General features: G+C 40.2%; 16 protein-coding genes. 9 read left to right on the top strand and 7 right to left on the bottom strand.

All coding sequences use genetic code 11. The features are described 5' to 3' along the window. Positions 1 to 13 precede the first annotated feature (13 nt). Together U735_RS0117045 and U735_RS0117040 are read right to left on the bottom strand one after the other, a co-directional pair. On the bottom strand, positions 14 to 793 hold the full coding sequence (locus tag U735_RS0117045; protein ID WP_031444983.1) for a zinc metalloprotease: 780 nt from the start codon (positions 791 to 793) through the stop codon (positions 14 to 16). Between the two features lie 60 nt (positions 794 to 853). Then, positions 854 to 1,567, bottom strand: a complete 714-nt coding sequence (locus U735_RS0117040) for a class I SAM-dependent methyltransferase (protein WP_031444982.1) — start codon at positions 1,565 to 1,567, stop codon at positions 854 to 856. 63 nt (positions 1,568 to 1,630) lie between these two features. On the opposite strand from U735_RS0117040, the gene U735_RS0117035 reads away from it, so the two are divergent. Next, positions 1,631 to 2,128 carry a YkgJ family cysteine cluster protein gene (locus tag U735_RS0117035; protein ID WP_031444981.1) on the top strand — a complete coding sequence of 166 codons (498 nt, stop codon included), beginning with the start codon at positions 1,631 to 1,633 and terminating at the stop codon, positions 2,126 to 2,128. Between the two features lie 97 nt (positions 2,129 to 2,225). Further along, a complete protein-coding gene (locus U735_RS0117030) occupies positions 2,226 to 3,077 on the top strand; it encodes a sterol desaturase family protein (RefSeq protein WP_031444980.1) in 852 nt (283 codons plus the stop codon). On the opposite strand, the gene U735_RS0117025 is transcribed toward U735_RS0117030, so the two are convergent. After that, complete coding sequence (locus U735_RS0117025) at positions 3,068 to 4,315, bottom strand: exo-beta-N-acetylmuramidase NamZ family protein (RefSeq protein WP_031444979.1); 1,248 nt, start codon at positions 4,313 to 4,315, stop codon at positions 3,068 to 3,070. The two genes, U735_RS0117030 and U735_RS0117025, sit on opposite strands and share 10 nt — an antisense overlap. A 3-nt stretch (positions 4,316 to 4,318) precedes the next feature. On the opposite strand from U735_RS0117025, the gene U735_RS0117020 reads away from it, so the two are divergent. The 4 genes from U735_RS0117020 to U735_RS0117005 all read left to right on the top strand — a co-directional run bounded on the left by U735_RS0117020 (position 4,319) and on the right by U735_RS0117005 (position 8,300). Next, positions 4,319 to 5,560 carry an ABC transporter permease gene (locus U735_RS0117020; RefSeq protein ID WP_031444978.1) on the top strand — a complete coding sequence of 414 codons (1,242 nt, stop codon included), beginning with the start codon at positions 4,319 to 4,321 and terminating at the stop codon, positions 5,558 to 5,560. Positions 5,561 to 5,629: 69 nt separating this feature from the next. Further along, positions 5,630 to 6,409: an aldose epimerase family protein gene (locus U735_RS0117015; protein WP_031444977.1), complete on the top strand. Its 780-nt coding sequence runs from the start codon at positions 5,630 to 5,632 to the stop codon at positions 6,407 to 6,409. A gap of 10 nt (positions 6,410 to 6,419) precedes the next feature. Then, positions 6,420 to 7,052: a Crp/Fnr family transcriptional regulator gene (locus U735_RS0117010; protein WP_031444976.1), complete on the top strand. Its 633-nt coding sequence runs from the start codon at positions 6,420 to 6,422 to the stop codon at positions 7,050 to 7,052. A 69-nt stretch (positions 7,053 to 7,121) separates the two neighbouring features. After that, on the top strand, positions 7,122 to 8,300 hold the full coding sequence (locus U735_RS0117005; protein WP_031444975.1) for a cytochrome-c peroxidase: 1,179 nt from the start codon (positions 7,122 to 7,124) through the stop codon (positions 8,298 to 8,300). 18 nt (positions 8,301 to 8,318) lie between these two features. Here the strand turns inward: U735_RS0117005 and U735_RS0117000 are convergent, their stop codons facing one another. Next, on the bottom strand, positions 8,319 to 9,197 hold the full coding sequence (locus tag U735_RS0117000; RefSeq protein ID WP_031444974.1) for a 3-keto-disaccharide hydrolase: 879 nt from the start codon (positions 9,195 to 9,197) through the stop codon (positions 8,319 to 8,321). Between the two features lie 147 nt (positions 9,198 to 9,344). Between U735_RS0117000 and U735_RS0116995 the strand changes: the two genes are divergently transcribed. The 3 genes from U735_RS0116995 (at position 9,345) to U735_RS26085 (ending at position 12,885) form a co-directional block, all read left to right on the top strand. Next, complete coding sequence (locus tag U735_RS0116995; RefSeq protein ID WP_031444973.1) at positions 9,345 to 11,069, top strand: SulP family inorganic anion transporter; 1,725 nt, start codon at positions 9,345 to 9,347, stop codon at positions 11,067 to 11,069. A gap of 206 nt (positions 11,070 to 11,275) precedes the next feature. Next, positions 11,276 to 12,685, top strand: a complete 1,410-nt coding sequence (locus tag U735_RS0116990) for an MBL fold metallo-hydrolase (RefSeq protein ID WP_031444972.1) — start codon at positions 11,276 to 11,278, stop codon at positions 12,683 to 12,685. 71 nt (positions 12,686 to 12,756) lie between these two features. Next, the gene (locus U735_RS26085) at positions 12,757 to 12,885 is read left to right on the top strand and encodes a hypothetical protein (protein WP_262482703.1); all 129 of its coding nucleotides are present in this window, start codon (positions 12,757 to 12,759) and stop codon (positions 12,883 to 12,885) included. 41 nt (positions 12,886 to 12,926) lie between these two features. Here U735_RS26085 and U735_RS0116980 read toward each other — a convergent pair whose 3' ends face one another. The 3 genes from U735_RS0116980 to U735_RS0116970 form a co-directional block, all read right to left on the bottom strand. Further along, entirely contained in the window at positions 12,927 to 14,306 is a 1,380-nt protein-coding gene (locus tag U735_RS0116980; protein WP_031444970.1) for an exonuclease domain-containing protein, read from the bottom strand. A 92-nt stretch (positions 14,307 to 14,398) separates the two neighbouring features. Further along, positions 14,399 to 15,964, bottom strand: a complete 1,566-nt coding sequence (locus tag U735_RS0116975; protein WP_031444969.1) for a hypothetical protein — start codon at positions 15,962 to 15,964, stop codon at positions 14,399 to 14,401. Between the two features lie 10 nt (positions 15,965 to 15,974). Continuing rightward, positions 15,975 to 17,375 carry a neutral/alkaline non-lysosomal ceramidase N-terminal domain-containing protein gene (locus U735_RS0116970; RefSeq protein WP_031444968.1) on the bottom strand — a complete coding sequence of 467 codons (1,401 nt, stop codon included), beginning with the start codon at positions 17,373 to 17,375 and terminating at the stop codon, positions 15,975 to 15,977. Between the last annotated feature and the right edge of the window lies 1 nt (position 17,376).

Genomic DNA, 17,376 nt, shown 5'->3' with positions numbered 1-17,376 from the left:
TTTCGTATTTTAATTATTTGCCTCCATTGGATTGTAGATCTAGTAGGCATTCTGGACCGAAACTAGGGATTGCCCCATTTTTGGCCGTTAGCATTTTGGCCATTCCCCATCCAAATTGTAGCTCTGCCCGCATGAGGCAATTCTGTTCGTTACAATGACTTTTGGCATCAGGGTCTTCATGATCGTTTACAGCCTCTGTTCCCAGGTTTACCAATCCAAATAAATGTCCCGCCTCGTGGTTTAAGGTAGCTGCTTCTACGGTAGAAGTACTGATCAACGAACTTTTTGAGGCCAAATTTCTAATGGTGGCTTCATAAATCACCATGGAGGTGTTGCGGTAAACGGCTCCAAGGGTTACCAGATCCTCATCGGGATTGTCACTACTGGCAGTGGCATCCGTAAAATAGATATACAGTCCCAAAGTGTCTTCATTATTATATACGGTTCTATTTTCTTTTTCCAAATCAAATATTTCGTCAATGGACAAACTATCCTTTTTGGGAGAGTCCAATTCCTTGTAAATAATACTTATATTATCTTTATAGGAACGTTCGTTTAGTAGGTTTACAAAATTGGAAACTGCCGTTTCCGTAGGCGCAAAATTCGTTACATATGCAATTTCGATGACCAAGTTTTTAAAATTGGTGTCGGAAAGCAAGTCGTTTGCAGAATCGCCCGGACCTTTTAGATTGGCTGTTTTATCTACCTTTAGGGTCTCGCTGTCGCTGGAGTCCTTGGAACAAGCTAGGAACAAGGTAAAGGTCAATAAAAACACTAAGGATATTTTTTTCATTATTGTCAGTTTTTATTAAAGGGCTGTCACTTCTAAGATAACGACAAATATTGCACGGTATTACTCCAAAAGGGTAAGTTTGGCTAAATAGTCGTAATGTTTTCCTTTGCTTACAAGCTCACAAGTTAAATTATTCGCATTCGCCGCACGTTGCAAAGTATTATAATCCAAATATAACCAATCCAAGGGTTCACTTTTCTCCCCCCTATATTCCATTTCAAAAGTGACTTCCCCGTAATAGTTTTGGTTATCCGGAATCCAATAGCCCCCATCCTCATCTTCATCGTACATATAAATGATATCGCTCGAATCCAAAAGTATCTGACCTTTAGGTTTTAAGAGCGATTTTAAATGGGTAAAGAATTGGTCTATGTTCTTTAATTTTCCCACTATTCCAATTCCGTTCATGAGCATTAGCAGGGTGTCGTATTTTTGAAGCTTAAAATCTTGAATGTCTTGTAATACAGTATGTTCTATACCCCTTAGTTTACAGGTTGCAATGGCTCCTGGAGATTGGTCCAGGGCCGTAACGGCAAAGCCTTTTTTCTGTAAATAGAGGGAATGGCTTCCTGCTCCACAGCCAATATCCAGGATGTTGCCCTTGCAAAGCTTTAGCGCGTTTTGTTCCAAAGGGGGCATTTTCTTAAAGTCCCTAAAGAGGTAGGCAATGGGTATTATATCCTCCTCATCCAATGACGAATAGGTCTTTATGTCTTCGGAATAATTACCGGTTTGGTAATCCAAAACTGCATTGCCCAGAATGTCCTTAGCCATTTAAATTTGTTATTTACATGCAAATGTGGGACTTTTAACCAACTTTTAAAAGTTTATTCCATAATGGATGAGGTAATTAGGCAACTTTCTAAGCTGGCGCAGGAAAAACATAATGAGAATAAGAAATTCTTCGGCAAACTTCGGAAAAAACCCCCGAAAGATTTGGACTATATCATGCAGGACCTGCACGAGGCGGAGTTTAGGAAAATCGATTGTTTAAAATGTGCCAATTGTTGCAAGACAACGGGCCCGCTATTTACCAATGCCGATATAGAGCGTATTGCCAAACATTTCCGAATGAAACCACAGAAATTTATCGATCAATTTTTGAGGATGGACGAGGAGAATGATTATGTGCTGCAAAGTGTTCCCTGTACTTTTTTGGGAGCCGATAATTACTGTTCCATTTATGAGGTAAGACCTAAGGCTTGCCGTGAATTTCCACATACGGACAGAAAAAAATTTCAGCAGATAAGTAATCTTACCTTAAAGAATGTGGCTATTTGTCCGGCGGCTTATAATATAGTGGAAGAAATGAAAAAAATAATTAAGTTGAAGTAGCCAGATTCCAAAATAAACCTTGAGTGCCAGAGGGTAACAACGTATTTCTTTATTTTAGGATAATTATATAAAGACAACTATTTTGTAAATTTAGACTATGGAAGCCATTTACAATTATTTTGAAACTATCCCTCCTGCGCACCGAAGTATCATATTGGTTTCAGGGATTGCCTTTTTTTGGATATTGGAGTATATTATTCCCTTGTTTCGGTTAAAATATAGCAAGCTACGGCATGCGGGGATCAATATTTTTTTCACCCTTACAACCATCCTAGTAAATTTTCCCTTGGCCTTTTTGCTATTGAAGACTAGTGATTGGACCATAGCCAATAATTTTGGTGTCCTACAGTGGTTGCCTGTTATGCCCTTATGGCTAAAGGTATTGCTCGGGGTAATGTTGCTGGATTTTCTAAGTGCCTGGTTGGCCCATTGGGTAGAACACAAGATAAAAGTGCTTTGGGGCTTTCATCTAATTCATCATACAGATCATGAGGTAGACACTACAACTGCCAACCGGCATCATCCGGGAGAAAGTGTAGTCCGATTTATTTTTACTTGTTTCGGTACTTTTGTCGTAGGGGCACCTGTTGCCATCATTATGATATATCAGGCGCTTTCGGTTATTTTATCGCAATTTAACCATGCCAATATTTCACTGCCCAAAAAGGTGGATGATGTGTTGAGCTGGGTTATTGTTTCTCCGGATATGCACAAAGTGCACCACCATTATAAATTACCTTATACGGACAGTAATTATGGCAATATATTTTCTATTTGGGATAGACTTCTTGGGACCTTTATGAAATTGCCCAATAGTGAGATTGTCTATGGTGTGGATACCTATCCCAATGAAAAGGAAAATTCTGATATAGGCGCATTATTGAAAATTCCCTTTAAACCGTATAAGTCCCCGGAAAAAATGGATGTAAAATCTACAAGTCAATTGTAAATTAGATATTTAGCCCTTATTTTTTGGAATTGATCAATATCTTCTTTCCAGGTTTTTTTAATTTCCTCCTGGGAAAGTCCGGCCTCTATCTGCTTCTGCAATTCTGCAGTTCCGGCATGTCTGGTAAAGCCACTTGTGTTAAAAAATAAACTTTTGTCCTTGGTGTTTTTGTAGGCATCCAATAAGTACTCCAAATTCACAGTATTCATTTTAGGGGTCTTGGATAGGTCCTTTCCATAACAAATTTTGCCATTCTCTTTTGGGTCCTTGGATCCGAAATTGGGTGCAGGGGTATATTTGAAATTGTATTTGATACTGTCCAAAAAGGAGGCGCCGTATCGTTGAAACTGAAACTCTGTCCCTCGACCTGCATTTACATTGGTCCCTTCAAATAATCCCAAACTGGGGTAGAGGTAAATTGAGGTATTATTGGGAAGGTTGGGGGAGGGCCTAATAGGTAATATGTAATCTTTGTTGTGATTGTAATTTTCCATCGGGATTACCGTCAGGTCCGCTACAACTTTGTTTTCCAGCCAGCTTTCTTTGTTGATCATATTGGCATATTCCCCTATGGTCATCCCGTAAACCAAGGGAATATTAGTCATTCCCAAAAAGCCCCTGTGTTCGGTTTCCATGGTAGGACCATCTACGTAGTGTCCGTTCGGATTGGGTCTGTCCAGGACAATTACCGGAATATTGTTTTCTGCACAAGCCTCCATGACCAACTGCATGGTTGCGATATAGGTGTAGAAACGTACCCCTACATCCTGAATGTCGAACAGAATAACATCAATATGCTGCAATTGCTCTTTGGATGGCTTACGGTTTTTTCCGTATAGGGAAATTATGGGAAGTCCCGTTTTTTCGTCCTTTCCATCGCTTACCTTTTCCCCGGCATCTGCTTCACCCCTAAACCCGTGTTCAGGTGCAAATACTTGTTTTATATTAATGTCATTGGCCAAAAGGGAATCCACAATATGGGTGTAGGACAGTGGTTGGGTATCCTTAAAGATGACACTGGTCTGATTGGCTACAATTCCAACTCTTTTTCCTTGGAGCAAGGGCAGGTAAGCTTCAGTTCTGTTGGCTGCTACGATTATGGGAAGATCGGTGGCAAGGGTATCCTGTGTTACTAAAGGATTTAGTTCCTTATTATGGGTTTTGGTATGGTTTCCACAAGCAGAAAGTGTAAAAAACAATAATAAAACTGTATTTTTGAAAATGGAAAAAACTGCCATAAATTGAATTTAGAATTTTTTATTGCCAAACGCCTTGTTACAGGTAAAGAGCATAAAATTAGTATATCTGCTCCAATAATAAAAATAGCTATTGCTGCAATTGCATTGGGGGTGATAATGATGTTGGTGGCCATTTCTACAGGGGTTGGTCTAAAACATAAAATACGGGAAAAGATAGCAGCCTTTAACGGCCACATCCAAATATATAATTACGATAACAACACTTCCGATGTTTCCATGGTTCCAGTTTCCCTTGATCAGGAATTTTATCCTGAATTTAATTCGGTCAGTGGTATACAGCATATTCAGGGAGTAGCCACCAAGGCCGGGATAATACGAACCGAAGAGACTTTTGAAGGCATTCTGGCAAAAGGTGTTGGGGCAGATTATAATTGGGATGTATTTAAAGAGTTTTTGGTTGATGGCGCCCTGCCCAATTTTGTAGGGGAAATCAATAGTGAAACACTGATATCCCAGGTTTTGTCCAATCGGTTAAATTTGAAAACCGGTGATTCTTTCGTTGCCATTTTCTTTAAGGAAGATGATGCTTCCAAAATGCCAAATCAAAGAAAATTTACAATAACGGGTATTTACGACAGTGGTTTTGAAGAGCTGGATGGCTCTTATATCTTTATAGATCTGCGCCACATTCAACACATGAATAAATGGGCAGATAATGAGGTAGGAAACTTTGAAATCTTTGTTGATGATTTTGATGAAATGGACAATAAGGCCATGGAAATTTATGGAAAGACCTTGTCCAATCTAGATACTCAGACCATAAAGGATAAGTATTACAGGATTTTTGAATGGCTTGGACTTTTCGATTTTAATATAGCATTGATCATTGGTATAATGATCATCGTTGGGGGAATCAATATGATAACTGCCCTGCTCGTTTTAATATTGGAGCGGACCCAAATGATAGGGATCTTAAAGGCCTTGGGGTCGTCCAATTGGAGTATACGCAAAATATTTTTATATAATGCTACTTATTTGATAGGTGTTGGACTCTTGTTGGGCAATATTATCGGATTGGGCATTATAGGATTGCAGTACAAATTCCGTATGTTCAAATTTCCCAACCCCAAGGAGTATTATATAGATTATATTCCTGTACACCTTGATGTAATTACCGTGGTATTGCTCAATATTGGGGTTTTAATATTATGTCTGTTGATGTTGCTTCTGCCGTCCTATATAATAACTAAAATTTCTCCGGTAAAGGCCATACAGTTCGAATAGAATTTTGTAATTTTTTAAATCTTGAATCGGTAACAAAGTGATAACTTTCCTCCAAAAAAGTAAAAGTAGATGGTGAAGCTAAAACTACATGATCAATTAGTGAAAATAGATGAAGGGGAATTGGTAGGCTACTCAGCGGAAGGCCATGAGTATATTCACCAAAAAGGTAGCCCAGGATGGCGTAACTCGGATACCGAAATGTTTCCTATAATAGGACCCACCAATGAGGCAAATTTTAGGGTCACGACCCCCAAAGGTGCGGCTGTGCAGGACCAACACGGCCTATTGAGGGAAATGGCATATCAACTTGTTTCACAAACCGAGACCAAAGCCATCTTTAGGAAGCAATATGTTTCCGGGACCCCTATTAAGAACTCTAAATATCCCTCCAAATCCACAGAGGAATACTTGTCTTGGCCATATAATTTTGAATTTACGAAGTCCTTCGAGATTTCGGAAAATGGATTAAGAATTCAATTCAAAATAACGGCTGAAGAAGATATGCCCTTTATGCTGGGATATCATCCTGCATTTAAACTAACTTCGGAAAGGGCCTCCATAAAAACCGCCGAGCGTACCATTGCCCTACAGGAGGTACTGGATGTGGGCAGTAGAGCCTTGCCGGTTATGGATTGTAACTCCCTTACCTTGGTGGATGTTGGTGAGCTTATTATAAAAACCGAAGGCTTTGGGAATTTTATGTTATGGACAGAGGTTCCCAATATGCTGTGTATAGAACCAATTACCTTCTATCCCTATGCGGTAAGCCAGAAGAAATTACACAGTGGATTTCAGCCGGTAAATAGGTCTGAAAATATTTTTTCGGTAATAATACAACCTAACATTTGATACGATAAGAATGACAGAAGCATTACAATTACATTATGGTTATCTTTTTGAACCAGAGTTGTTAGAGGAAATTAGGACGGTGGGCAGCTATAAAAAAGTTAGCCAAGGCCAAACTCTAATGGAAATCGGTGACAATATTAAGTCCATGCCCTTATTGCTGAGCGGAGCTATCAAGGTTTTAAGGGAAGATGGTGATGGCAATGAACTGTTGTTGTACTTCGTAGAAAAAGGGGACACTTGCGCTATGACTTTTTCTTGTTGTATGGGGAATAAGACAAGTGGTATTAGGGCCGTGGCAGAAACAGATACCGAATTATTGATGATTCCCGTGGGTTATCTGGAGACATGGATGGGAAAATACAAATCATGGCAGAGATTTATATTGGACAGTTATAATGCCCGTATGATGGAACTTATGGAGACCATAGATACACTTGCTTTTCTAAGAATGGATGAGCGATTATTGAAGCACTTGCAGGATAAGGCCAAAGTAACCCACGATGATGTATTATATGCGACCCATCAAGAGATAGCCTACGACCTTCACACTTCGAGAGTGGTGGTATCCCGGCTATTGAAAAAGATGGAAAATGATGGTAAGATAGAACTTTATCGAAATCAGATAAAGGTGTTGGATCTGTAGTTTTTTATGTTTAGTACTTGTTATTGAGAAGTTTAAGTGTTAAACTTGTCTTGGTAAAAGTAAAGATGTATGAGGATTGGTTTTTGCAAGTATGCCCTTGTCCTGTCCGTAATTTTAGCGGGTTGTGGTAATGCCAACAAGAAAGGGGAAATAGATATGCCCCGTCCCAAGGAGATTGCCAAAGTTGCGGCCCTGCCTAAGAATATTAAAACACCGATAGGAAATCCAAATTCCAAGGAAAAGGAACTTTTGGGAAAACTCCTTTTCTATGACCCCATCCTTTCAGGCGGTAAGGATATTGCCTGTGCCAGTTGTCATCATCCCGCTACCGGATATGCCGAGTTCTTGGATCTATCCATAGGTGCAAATGGTCAGGGGTTGGGAAGTAAAAGGGCATTCAAGGAGCCGAACGAAATTCCCCTCATGAAGCGAAATTCCCCCACCATTTTAAACACGGCATATAATGGAATACATGGGAAAGAAGATTATGATCCGGAAAATGCTCCCATGTTTTGGGACGATCGTGTAAAAAGTTTGGAAAAACAGGCGTTGGAGCCTATCAAGACTCTGGAAGAAATGAAGGGTGTCCATTTTTCAAAGTCGCAAATTTTAGCCGAAGTGGCCTCCAGACTTCAATCCATTCCTGAATACAAAAGTCTTTTTGCGGAAGCCTTTGGTGAGGATGCACCAATAGACAGTATTCATATCGGCATGGCCATTGCCTCCTTTGAAAGAACTTTAGTTGCCAATAATTCCCGATTTGATCAATATATGGCAGGAGATGTAAACGCCATATCCCATTCGGAAAAGGAAGGCTTGGAACTTTTTAAATCTGTAGGTTGTATCAATTGCCATAACGGGCCTATGTTTTCCGACTATGAATTGCACGTGCTGGGAGTACCGGAAAACAAGAAGGTTCCAGAACCGGACAGTGGCTTCCAGGAAAGTTTTGCATTTAGGACAGCTTCACTTAGGAACCTTCGTTTTACCGCTCCCTACATGCACAATGGTGCCTTTCAAAACTTAAAACAGGTGTTGGAATTCTATGAGGATATTTCTTTTGGAAAAACACGAAATCCCTCGGTATCCAAGGAAATGTTCGATCCCTTTGTAAGGGAGCTGCAATTAAGTGTAAAGGATATGTCCTTGATCATTTCTTTTTTGAATACCCTTAACGACGAAAATTTTGACAAGGAAATTCCCGGAAAGGTTCCCAGTGGATTGCCTGTAGGAGGAAATATTCAATAGTTGGTTGTTCTGTGGCAATTAATTGTATTTGCAATCCTCTGGATCGGATTTTATATAATATTTACGATAATTGGAAGCCTTGGGGTCCATACATCCCTTTAGGTTTTTTAATTCCACTTTTCTAAAGTCTATGGGCTGTCCCTCGGCCTGTAAAGCAATAAAACCTTCCTTTAATAATTTACCGTCGATCTTAATGGCCGGATCATATCGGTTGGCAACTCCGCCCCCTATTTGTGGTTTAGTGTATTGCAGTACCTCGTCTCCATTTACAATATGGGTCACGATGGAATCTCCCAAAACTATAGCTTCGGCGCGTACCCATTGTTCTCCGAAATAAGTTTTGGAAGTAGAATTGATACAGTGTCTTGGGTCAATTTTGCCTTCGTAAACAACATCGGTTCCCGGGGAACACATATTTCCGGTGGGCCGGGATTTTCCTTCTTCCAATCCCGCCAAAAATTGCATTTCCACAGAAATGGGCCAATCCTGCTCCTTGGGCATCGTCCTTGGGTCTTGGGAATGGAACATTACCCCGCTATTTTTTATAGTGTAACTTGGTGCTCCCGGGTGCAATTCTCCCACAAATCTATACTCTATTACCAAATGATAATAGGAATAAGGGGTGTTGTAATAAAGATGGCCGTAACGTTCATTAAACTCGCCCTCATATTTGTCATAGCGTACCTTTATAATACTATCCTCTACCCTAAAGGTGTCTCCATAATTGTCCCCTACTTCATAATGGTGAATCTTGGTGGTCCAATCATTTATGTCCTTTCCATTGAACATGGAAATCCAACCGTCGTTTTTTTCTTGGGAAACAGACTTTACCGTGCTGCACTGGCTAAGAAGTAAGGCTGTTATAATACAACTTATGATAGTGGACATTTTGCGCATATTCCCGGGATTTATTTGAATTGAGGGTACAAGATAAAATATTTAATGTTTATTAGAGCCAACTTCAATTGAAGTAATGTGTGTAAAGGCCAAAATTCTGTAACCTTCGTTACATTGGAATAAGGTATTTAATACTAAATTTGGTGAATGAGGCGATTTTTACCTTTTTTGGATTGGCTTCCAAAATATAACAAAAACCTTTTTGGAAAAGATTTGGTCGCGGGTATAACCGTGGGTATAATTTTAATTCCCCAAGGTATGGCCTATGCCATGATTGCCGGGCTACCTCCGGTTTATGGTTTGTATGCCTCATTGTTCCCCATTTTAATGTATGCCTTTTTGGGGACGTCAAGGCAAATTGCCGTAGGTCCCGTGGCCATGGATTCGCTATTGGTGGCTGCGGGATTGGGGACCTTGGCCATATCAGGAGTACAAAATTACATTTTAATGGCCTTGTTCCTGTCTTTCATGGTAGGGGCATTTCAATTGACATTTGGGTTTTTTCGCATGGGCTTTCTGGTAAATTTTATGTCAAGGCCGGTAATTAGTGGATTTACCTCCGCAGCCGCTGTAATCATTATTTTTAGTCAATTAAAACACTTATTGGGAGCGGATATCATTAACAGCAATAAATTTCACGAGTTGGTAATAAATGCTTTTCAGCATTTATCAGAGACCAATATTTATGATTTCTCGATTGGGATAATAGGAATTCTGATTATTGTTTCATTTAAAAAATGGTTTGATAGATTTCCCGCCATATTGCTGGTTGTTGTTCTAAGTACACTTGTTGTTTACTTTTTCGATTTGGAGGCCTTTGATGTTCAGGTGGTAGGTGAGGTACCTGCAGGCCTGCCATCTTTTAGTATTCATAGTTTTAGTATGGAAAAGGTTAGGGAAATATGGCCTATTGCCCTAACAGTGGCATTGGTTGGATATTTGGAGGCAATTTCTATTGGCAGGGCATTTGAAGAAAAAGATAAGATAGAAACCATAGACCCTAACCAAGAGTTGATAGCTTTGGGAGCTTCAAATATGATAGGATCATTTTTCCAGTCCTATTCGGTTACCGCTAGTTTTTCTCGCTCGGCCATAAATTACGAAGCAGGTGCCAAGAGTACCGTGGCTTCGATGATAAGTGTTGTTATGGTAGCTCTGACACTGTTATTTCTTACGCCATTATTCTATAATTTGCCAAAGGCAGCGCTGGCCTCCATTATTATGGTTTCCGTTTTTGGATTAATAGATCTTTCCTATCCCAAAAAATTATGGTACCAAAGTAGGGATGAGTTTCTGGTTCTTTTGATAACTTTTTTAATTACCCTTGCCGTTGGAATTGTAGAAGGTATTTTAATGGGGGTGTTATTGTCCTTGCTCCTGATGGTGTACAGGACCTCCAAACCCCATTTTGCCGTGTTGGGAAGTATTAAGGGGTCCGATTATTACAAAAATATTAGCCGTTTTGGAGATGAGGCCGAGGTTCGTCCAGACCTGTTGATAGTAAGGTTTGATTCCCAACTTTATTTTGGGAATTCGGGCTACTTTAAAAGTGAGCTTTTCAAGTTTATCAATGTAAAGGGCCGTTCCTTAAAAGCGGTGATTTTGAATGCTGAAGCCATTAATTATATTGATGCCAGCGCATCTGCCATGCTGATCAATGTTATTGAAGAAATCCACAGCCGAAACATCGAGTTTTATATTGCCGGAGCTACGGGACCCATTCGGGACATAATATTCAAGAGCGGAATTATCAATAGCCTTCATAAAGAATATCTTTTTGTAAAGATAAAGGAAGCCGTGGCCTACCACGATGATCCCAACACCATTCCCTTGCTTAGGGAGAGGGTGGCACATCAAAACCAAAGTAACTAATGTTGCATTCGGGGAGGTCTATATTATTTACCTTTGCAAATAAAGGTGATTTTCTTTTGAAAAATATTTTGATTAAATTTTAATCACCGCCCAAAAAATAATAAGGTATGAGCCAAAAGAATTTTGGATACCAATGGTAATATTACATGATAAATTACTCCAGTGGTTCTTGGGACGGCTTATTAAAAACCAATAAATTTATAAAGATGAAAATAGAACAGATTTATACAGGATGTTTGGCGCAGGGCGCATATTATATAGAAAGTAAAGGAGAAGTGGCCATTATTGACCCCTTACGTGAGGTTGAGCCATATATAAAAAGGGCCAAAGCGGATAAAGCGACCATAAAATATATTTTTGAAACTCATTTTCACGCAGATTTTGTGAGTGGACACATTACCCTTTCCAAAGAAACAGGAGCCCCTATTGTGTATGGTCCCACGGCCAACCCTTCTTTTGACGCCATCATAGCTAAAGATGGTCAGGAATTTAAGCTTGGGGATATCACCATTAAGGCATTGCATACCCCTGGGCATACTATGGAAAGTACTACCTATCTATTAAGGGATGATAAGGGTAAGGATTATGCTATATTTTCTGGGGATACCTTGTTTTTGGGTGATGTAGGTAGGCCAGATTTGGCGCAGAAAGCAGCCAATATGACCCAAGAGGATTTGGCCGGGTTATTGTTCAATAGTCTAAGAACCAAAATTATGCCTTTGGCCGATGATGTTGTGGTTTATCCCGCACATGGTGCTGGTTCCGCCTGTGGCAAGAACATGATGAAGGAAACCGTGGATACCTTGGGCAATCAAAAGAAAATGAATTATGCCCTGCGTGCCAATATGACCAAGGAGGAATTTGTTAAGGAGGTTACAGAAGGACTAATGCCACCTCCAAAATATTTTCCGCTCAATGTAAAAATGAACAAAGAAGGATATGAGGATATAGGGGAAGTATTGGAAAGGGGTACTACCGCTTTGTCTCCCGATGCCTTTGAAGAGGCAGCCAATGCCACGGACGCCGTAATTTTGGATGTAAGGCATCAGGACGAATTTGTAAAGGGATTTGTTCCGCGATCTATTTTTATAGGGTTGGATGGGAGTTTTGCCCCTTGGGTAGGTGCCCTAATTGCCGATACCAAGCAATCTATATTATTGGTGGCTCCGGAAGGGAGGGAGGAAGAAGCAATTATTAGATTGTCCAGAGTTGGCTTCGATGCAACAATTGGTTATTTAAAGGGAAGTTTCAAGGCCTGGAAGAACTCTGGAAAGGAATATGATACCATTACCTCCATTTCCGCCAAAGACTTGAAAGACACTTTGGATAATAAAGAAGTTCCTGTTTTTGATGTTAGGAAGGAATCTGAATACCTTTCCGAGCATATTGAGAATGCGAACAACACCCCTTTGGATTTTTTAAATGACCATATGGCAGAATTTCCTAAGGAGGATACTTTTTACGTGCATTGTGCAGGAGGATATAGGTCGGTTATAGCGGCATCCATTTTAAAAAGTAGGGGCATCCATAACCTAGTGGATATAGGAGGTGGCTTTGATCAAATGAAAAATTCGGGCTATAAGGTAACCGACTATGTTTGTCCTACAACGCTTTAAAAGTGATATTTATCATATTTTAAAATTCGGTTTGTGTATATTTTAGCCTACTAAATCTAAAATAAGCACCTATGATTTTACAATACTTGCCATTAGTAAATTGGAGCAACGGAATTATAATGATATCTGTTTTTGGCGCCGTTTGTGTTGGTCTGGTTACCGCCGTATTGATGTTGATGAACAGTGGTAAGAAAAAATAGGCCGGGAATTTCATTAATTTGAAATACCCGACCATGTTTCTTTAAATAGAAAGTGGAGAGAAGTGAATGGCCTTGTTAGGGTATTTTCTTAAATACCATGACAGGATCCGTTTGGTATCCATATTTTCTTTTTGGAGCTCTAAATAGTTTTCCAGGGCGTCAATACTATTTATTTGCTCGTGCCTTGGTAAGAATCCATAGCCCTTGTATTTGTTGTTGGCCACCAATACAAAGGCTTCTTCCTTTGTGTGCCTACCCTTTTCCTTGATCACTAAATTTTGGTTTTTGTCCATTAATGCCTCAATAGCGTTTTGTACTTTGGCATTATATTCCATGGGCGATTCCGTTCCCCTGCATATTCCGCTGCAATTGGTAATACTATAATGGGAGCAACTGCTAATATTTTCCTGTAAATGACAGAATTTAGGACATAAACCGTAGTTTTTACATAATTCCTCCAAAAACAACCTGCATTCCGTTATGGTATTAAAAGTAGATATGGGGCTGGGCGTCAATTTTAATTTGTTGTACGCCAGGTGTTGTATTCCGTTCCGATCTTCATAGGAAAAAATGGCATATTCTGTTGAGGTGCGTTTCTGACTTTGATTGTATAAAGGGAAATGTTGTTTAATGGCTGCCGATTCCATTAAAAGGGCAATAAGCTCGTTCCCGGATAATTCAAAATCAATGTCGTGTGTGGCCTTGCACATTAAAACTTCTTTGTTTGCCTTGTCATAAAAATGTCCAAGAACCCGTTTTTTTATGTCGATGGCCTTACCTACATATATTATTGCTCCCTTTGCGTCTTTAAAATAATAGACACCAGGTGAATTGGGCAGTCTTTCAAAAATTTCCTTGGGCAATTGTGGTGGTAAGGTAGCTTCCTGTGAGCGTGCATTGAGAAAGGATTTAAATACCTTTTCGGCACCATCTGTCCTTAAGAGTTTTTTAAACAGAATTACCGTGGCCTGGGCGTCCCCTTTCGCCCTGTGGCGATCCGTTAAGGGAATATTCAAAGAGCTGCATAATTTTTCCAAACTATAGGAATTTAGGCCAGGGATAAGTTTTCTGGACAATCGTACAGTACATAATTTTTTGCGGGAAAAATTAATTCCGATATTCTGAAATTCATTTTTGATGACATTGTAGTCAAAGTTTACGCTATGGGCCACAAATACGGTGTCCTGCGTTATTTCCAATACCTTTGAAGCTATTTCTTCCCAAGTGGGGGCATTCCGCACCAAATCATTATCGATCCCCGTCAATCCAGTAATAAAGTAGGGAATTTCACATTCAGGGTTTACCAGGGAAGTATATTCATCAATAATTTCATAACCGTCGTATTTGAAAATGGAGATTTCAGTAATCTTATTCCCTTTAATCCCGTTTCCGGTTGTTTCTATATCAATGATGGTGTACATGTAATAAGGTGCTGGACGTAACAGAACCTTAAAGTTATAGGAAATTGATTAAAAAATGATCCCCAACGGGTTAAATTTATTCAAAGGAGTACTTAGTCCAAATCCTTGATTACCTCCGTTAAGGCTTTATAAATGATCGGCCCTGTTTCTGGTCCCAAGGAATTTTCTTCCCCATAGGTATCGCTTTCATCATTGTACAGGTAGGGTTTTCCCGTATCCCATTCACTTTTTGGTATGATGTATCCAATTTCATCATTGGAAAGACCCAGGTAAAATTTGTACTTGTCGGAAATCAAATCCTGAAGTGGCGGTATCTCTATGGGCTGAATGTCAAACTCACGCCCTTCGGGAGCTTCTACACCACCATATACAATTTCGGGATATATTTCCCCAGGGATACTTAAAAATAGGGCAGGACCTATTCTAATGGCACCCACTTCTGTTCTGGATATAAAATATTCCGGCATTCCAATATTTATAAGACCAATACCACTGGCAATTTTAAAGGTAGTATTGTTCAATGGTGCAAATATGGTCTTCGCCCTCAATGAAATATTGGAACTGGTCAAGGTATCTCCTTTTTTCTTAAGCACAGCCAAGGACATTAATGCAATTTGATCGCCAAGCGCCTTGGTTTTTTCAAAAGTGGGTTCAAAATATTCTTCTCCGGTAAAGGGATCTGGAATGCCCAAGGAGGGATGCGGTGCCATTAGTCCACCAATTGCCCCCGAAAAATAAATGGCCACACCGCCAAGTCCTTCTTCTACTTGTACCTCTCCATTGTACACGCCATTTTCCATGGCTTCCCGTATATAATACGGAAAATCCGAACTGATCAATAAGTTTTGCGACCATAATGTTTCCGGGTGGTTGGCCCAATTGATAAGGGTTCCCATGGTGGTATCGTTTTCGGCATCCAAAACCTGCATTAAATGTATTCCCGTGGCCTTAACAATAGGTTTTCGGGTGTCTTTGATGAGTTTGCCATCTTCCCCGGAAAGGTCTTCGGCAAAAACCAATTTAGCCGGGCGTAGATTATTGGCTGCCTCTGTAATGGCAGCAACGGTTTGGGATTTGACATATTCCATCATTTCTGGATTTACTCCGGAATTAAAGATGTTTTTGCCCCAGATGCCCACAAGGTCATTGCTCTCGTGGGTGTGGGTAGAGGATAATAAGGTGTAATCTATTCCCAGCTCTGCAGGTATTCGTTTTCTGATATCGATTACATCGCCATGTAAAAAACCGATGGCATCCATAGAAATCATGGCTATTCTTGTATTGCCATCATCGATAAGCATTACCCTGGACCAAACATCGTCATGTACCCCTTGGGCAGGTTTTGCATTGCTCATCCCTGCTATCCAATAAGCATCAAATTTCCCATTGTTATTGTTGTCGTTATAGGTGTCGCCTTCGGCCTTGCTGTATTTGTTGTTTCCATTGGCATCGTTCCAAGTGTCTACAATGGTAGGGGTAATGGGTCTTTTTGCAAATCCCGCTTTTATGGGTTGCGGGGTTTTATTATCAATTTTAAGATCGATGGAATAGTCCGGATGGCGGTCGCGCCAGTTGTACATCAATACCGATGCCCCAACGATTATCAGTAGCAGTATACCTATCCCAAGAATTTTTAAGGCCTTTTTTAAAGTTTTCATTATTTATGTTTTATAGCTTGGTATGCGTTAATTCATTGGCCAATTTAAAATTGAGTTCCATGAGATAATCGCCCATACTTGGCCCGTACCATCCCATTAACCGAGCTTCATAGGTGTCATAATAATAGTACTTTTGTGGTACGATATAGCCCAGGTATTGACCGTTAAAACTGCTGAGAACGGAATTATATCCCTGAAGTTCCAAGGCATTTTTTAAATCCAGACCGTATTCCCCGCTTAATTCATAAGGCAGGGCAAGCCAGATGAGGTTGTTGAGTTTAAGGCCTTGTACCTGGATAGGGTTCATCTTGGGCATCAGTTTGCTGCCAAGATAGGGGGACAGCCGCAAGCGGTCCGATATGTATAGGAACTGCAGCTTTGGAATTTCTATTTCCGAAGATATCGCAGTTAAGTCCATATCTGCCTGATATTCCATTTTGTTCAGTGCAGATCTGGCCGAATCGGCAAGGGTTTCACCAATGTATTTGGCTTTTTCGAATTTCTCGCCTATTCCTTTATTGGAATGACTTCCTACCGTACCGGCGAAGAACATGGCTAGGTCAACCCCATTCTTTTCCAAATGCCGTTGAAAGTATCCCGGATAATCACCCGTATATTGTTCGTTATCGGTACCTATTACGGTGGCATGTGCAGAAAAAGCGCCGATAGTAGCCTTTTTGCCGTTTTCCTGAATAAAGGATAAAAGGTCCAATTTATCATTGAGTCGCCCAGATTCACCAATGATCCTATTCCGCACCAAATTGGGGACTTTAATATAGCCCGAAGAAAATTGTGCGGGTTGTTTATCTGCCAAGGCCTTTAAAATGAGGGAGGAAAATTTCTGGCCGAGCCATGCTACTACCTCTGGTTGAAATTCCCCACCGAAACTCTTGCCCACATAACCGGGCATACAATTACCAATACTGGAATGGGTGTGGGTAGCCCCAAAAAAAAGCTGTTTTCTGGAAATTTTACCCTTAAGGTTGTCGGTAACCTTATTAACAACATCTTCCGGTATTGCCACTAGATCGGCATTGATCAGAACAACGGTTTCATTACCGACTTCAAGAGCAATTGCTTTGGCGAAAATGGAATCGTGAACAGAGGTCGCAATTTTACCGTTGCCATAACCGGCCATTTTAATATTGTTGAATTCTCCTTTGGTGGGATCCGGAGTACCACCTGTGATTTTTGGGGTGATATTTGTCCTTGCGAATCCAGCAAGTAGCGGGCCTTTGGCATCGGTTTTATTTTTTACGGCTTCTTCTATATTTTCAATAGTATTGCTATAATACTCCGTTTCAAAATATGGTGTAGTGTCAATAGTGCTTGTCGCAAAAAAGAAAAGAATAACCAAGAGTATTATCAATACTCCCAAAATTTTAAGCATTACCCTTAACCATTTTCCCATT

Origin of the sequence: Arenibacter algicola (genome assembly GCF_000733925.1) — a bacterium.
Classification (GTDB): domain Bacteria; phylum Bacteroidota; class Bacteroidia; order Flavobacteriales; family Flavobacteriaceae; genus Arenibacter; species Arenibacter algicola.
The sequence above is the reverse complement of the archived record's forward strand: the minus strand, read 5'-3'. Positions and strand labels throughout refer to the sequence as shown.

Excerpts from the sequence above, each read along its gene's own strand:
- U735_RS0117045 (WP_031444983.1), bottom strand. The coding sequence starts at position 793 with ATGAAAAAAATATCCTTAGTGTTTTTATTGACCTTTACCTTGTTCCTA.
- U735_RS0117040 (WP_031444982.1), bottom strand. The coding sequence starts at position 1,567 with ATGGCTAAGGACATTCTGGGCAATGCAGTTTTGGATTACCAAACCGGT.
- U735_RS0117035 (WP_031444981.1), top strand. The coding sequence starts at position 1,631 with ATGGATGAGGTAATTAGGCAACTTTCTAAGCTGGCGCAGGAAAAACAT.
- U735_RS0117030 (WP_031444980.1), top strand. The coding sequence starts at position 2,226 with ATGGAAGCCATTTACAATTATTTTGAAACTATCCCTCCTGCGCACCGA.
- U735_RS0117025 (WP_031444979.1), bottom strand. The coding sequence starts at position 4,315 with ATGGCAGTTTTTTCCATTTTCAAAAATACAGTTTTATTATTGTTTTTT.
- U735_RS0117015 (WP_031444977.1), top strand. The coding sequence starts at position 5,630 with ATGGTGAAGCTAAAACTACATGATCAATTAGTGAAAATAGATGAAGGG.
- U735_RS0117010 (WP_031444976.1), top strand. The coding sequence starts at position 6,420 with ATGACAGAAGCATTACAATTACATTATGGTTATCTTTTTGAACCAGAG.
- U735_RS0117005 (WP_031444975.1), top strand. The coding sequence starts at position 7,122 with ATGAGGATTGGTTTTTGCAAGTATGCCCTTGTCCTGTCCGTAATTTTA.
- U735_RS0117000 (WP_031444974.1), bottom strand. The coding sequence starts at position 9,197 with ATGCGCAAAATGTCCACTATCATAAGTTGTATTATAACAGCCTTACTT.
- U735_RS0116995 (WP_031444973.1), top strand. The coding sequence starts at position 9,345 with ATGAGGCGATTTTTACCTTTTTTGGATTGGCTTCCAAAATATAACAAA.
- U735_RS0116990 (WP_031444972.1), top strand. The coding sequence starts at position 11,276 with ATGAAAATAGAACAGATTTATACAGGATGTTTGGCGCAGGGCGCATAT.
- U735_RS26085 (WP_262482703.1), top strand. The coding sequence starts at position 12,757 with ATGATTTTACAATACTTGCCATTAGTAAATTGGAGCAACGGAATTATA.
- U735_RS0116980 (WP_031444970.1), bottom strand. The coding sequence starts at position 14,306 with ATGTACACCATCATTGATATAGAAACAACCGGAAACGGGATTAAAGGG.
- U735_RS0116975 (WP_031444969.1), bottom strand. The coding sequence starts at position 15,964 with ATGAAAACTTTAAAAAAGGCCTTAAAAATTCTTGGGATAGGTATACTG.
- U735_RS0116970 (WP_031444968.1), bottom strand. The coding sequence starts at position 17,375 with ATGGGAAAATGGTTAAGGGTAATGCTTAAAATTTTGGGAGTATTGATA.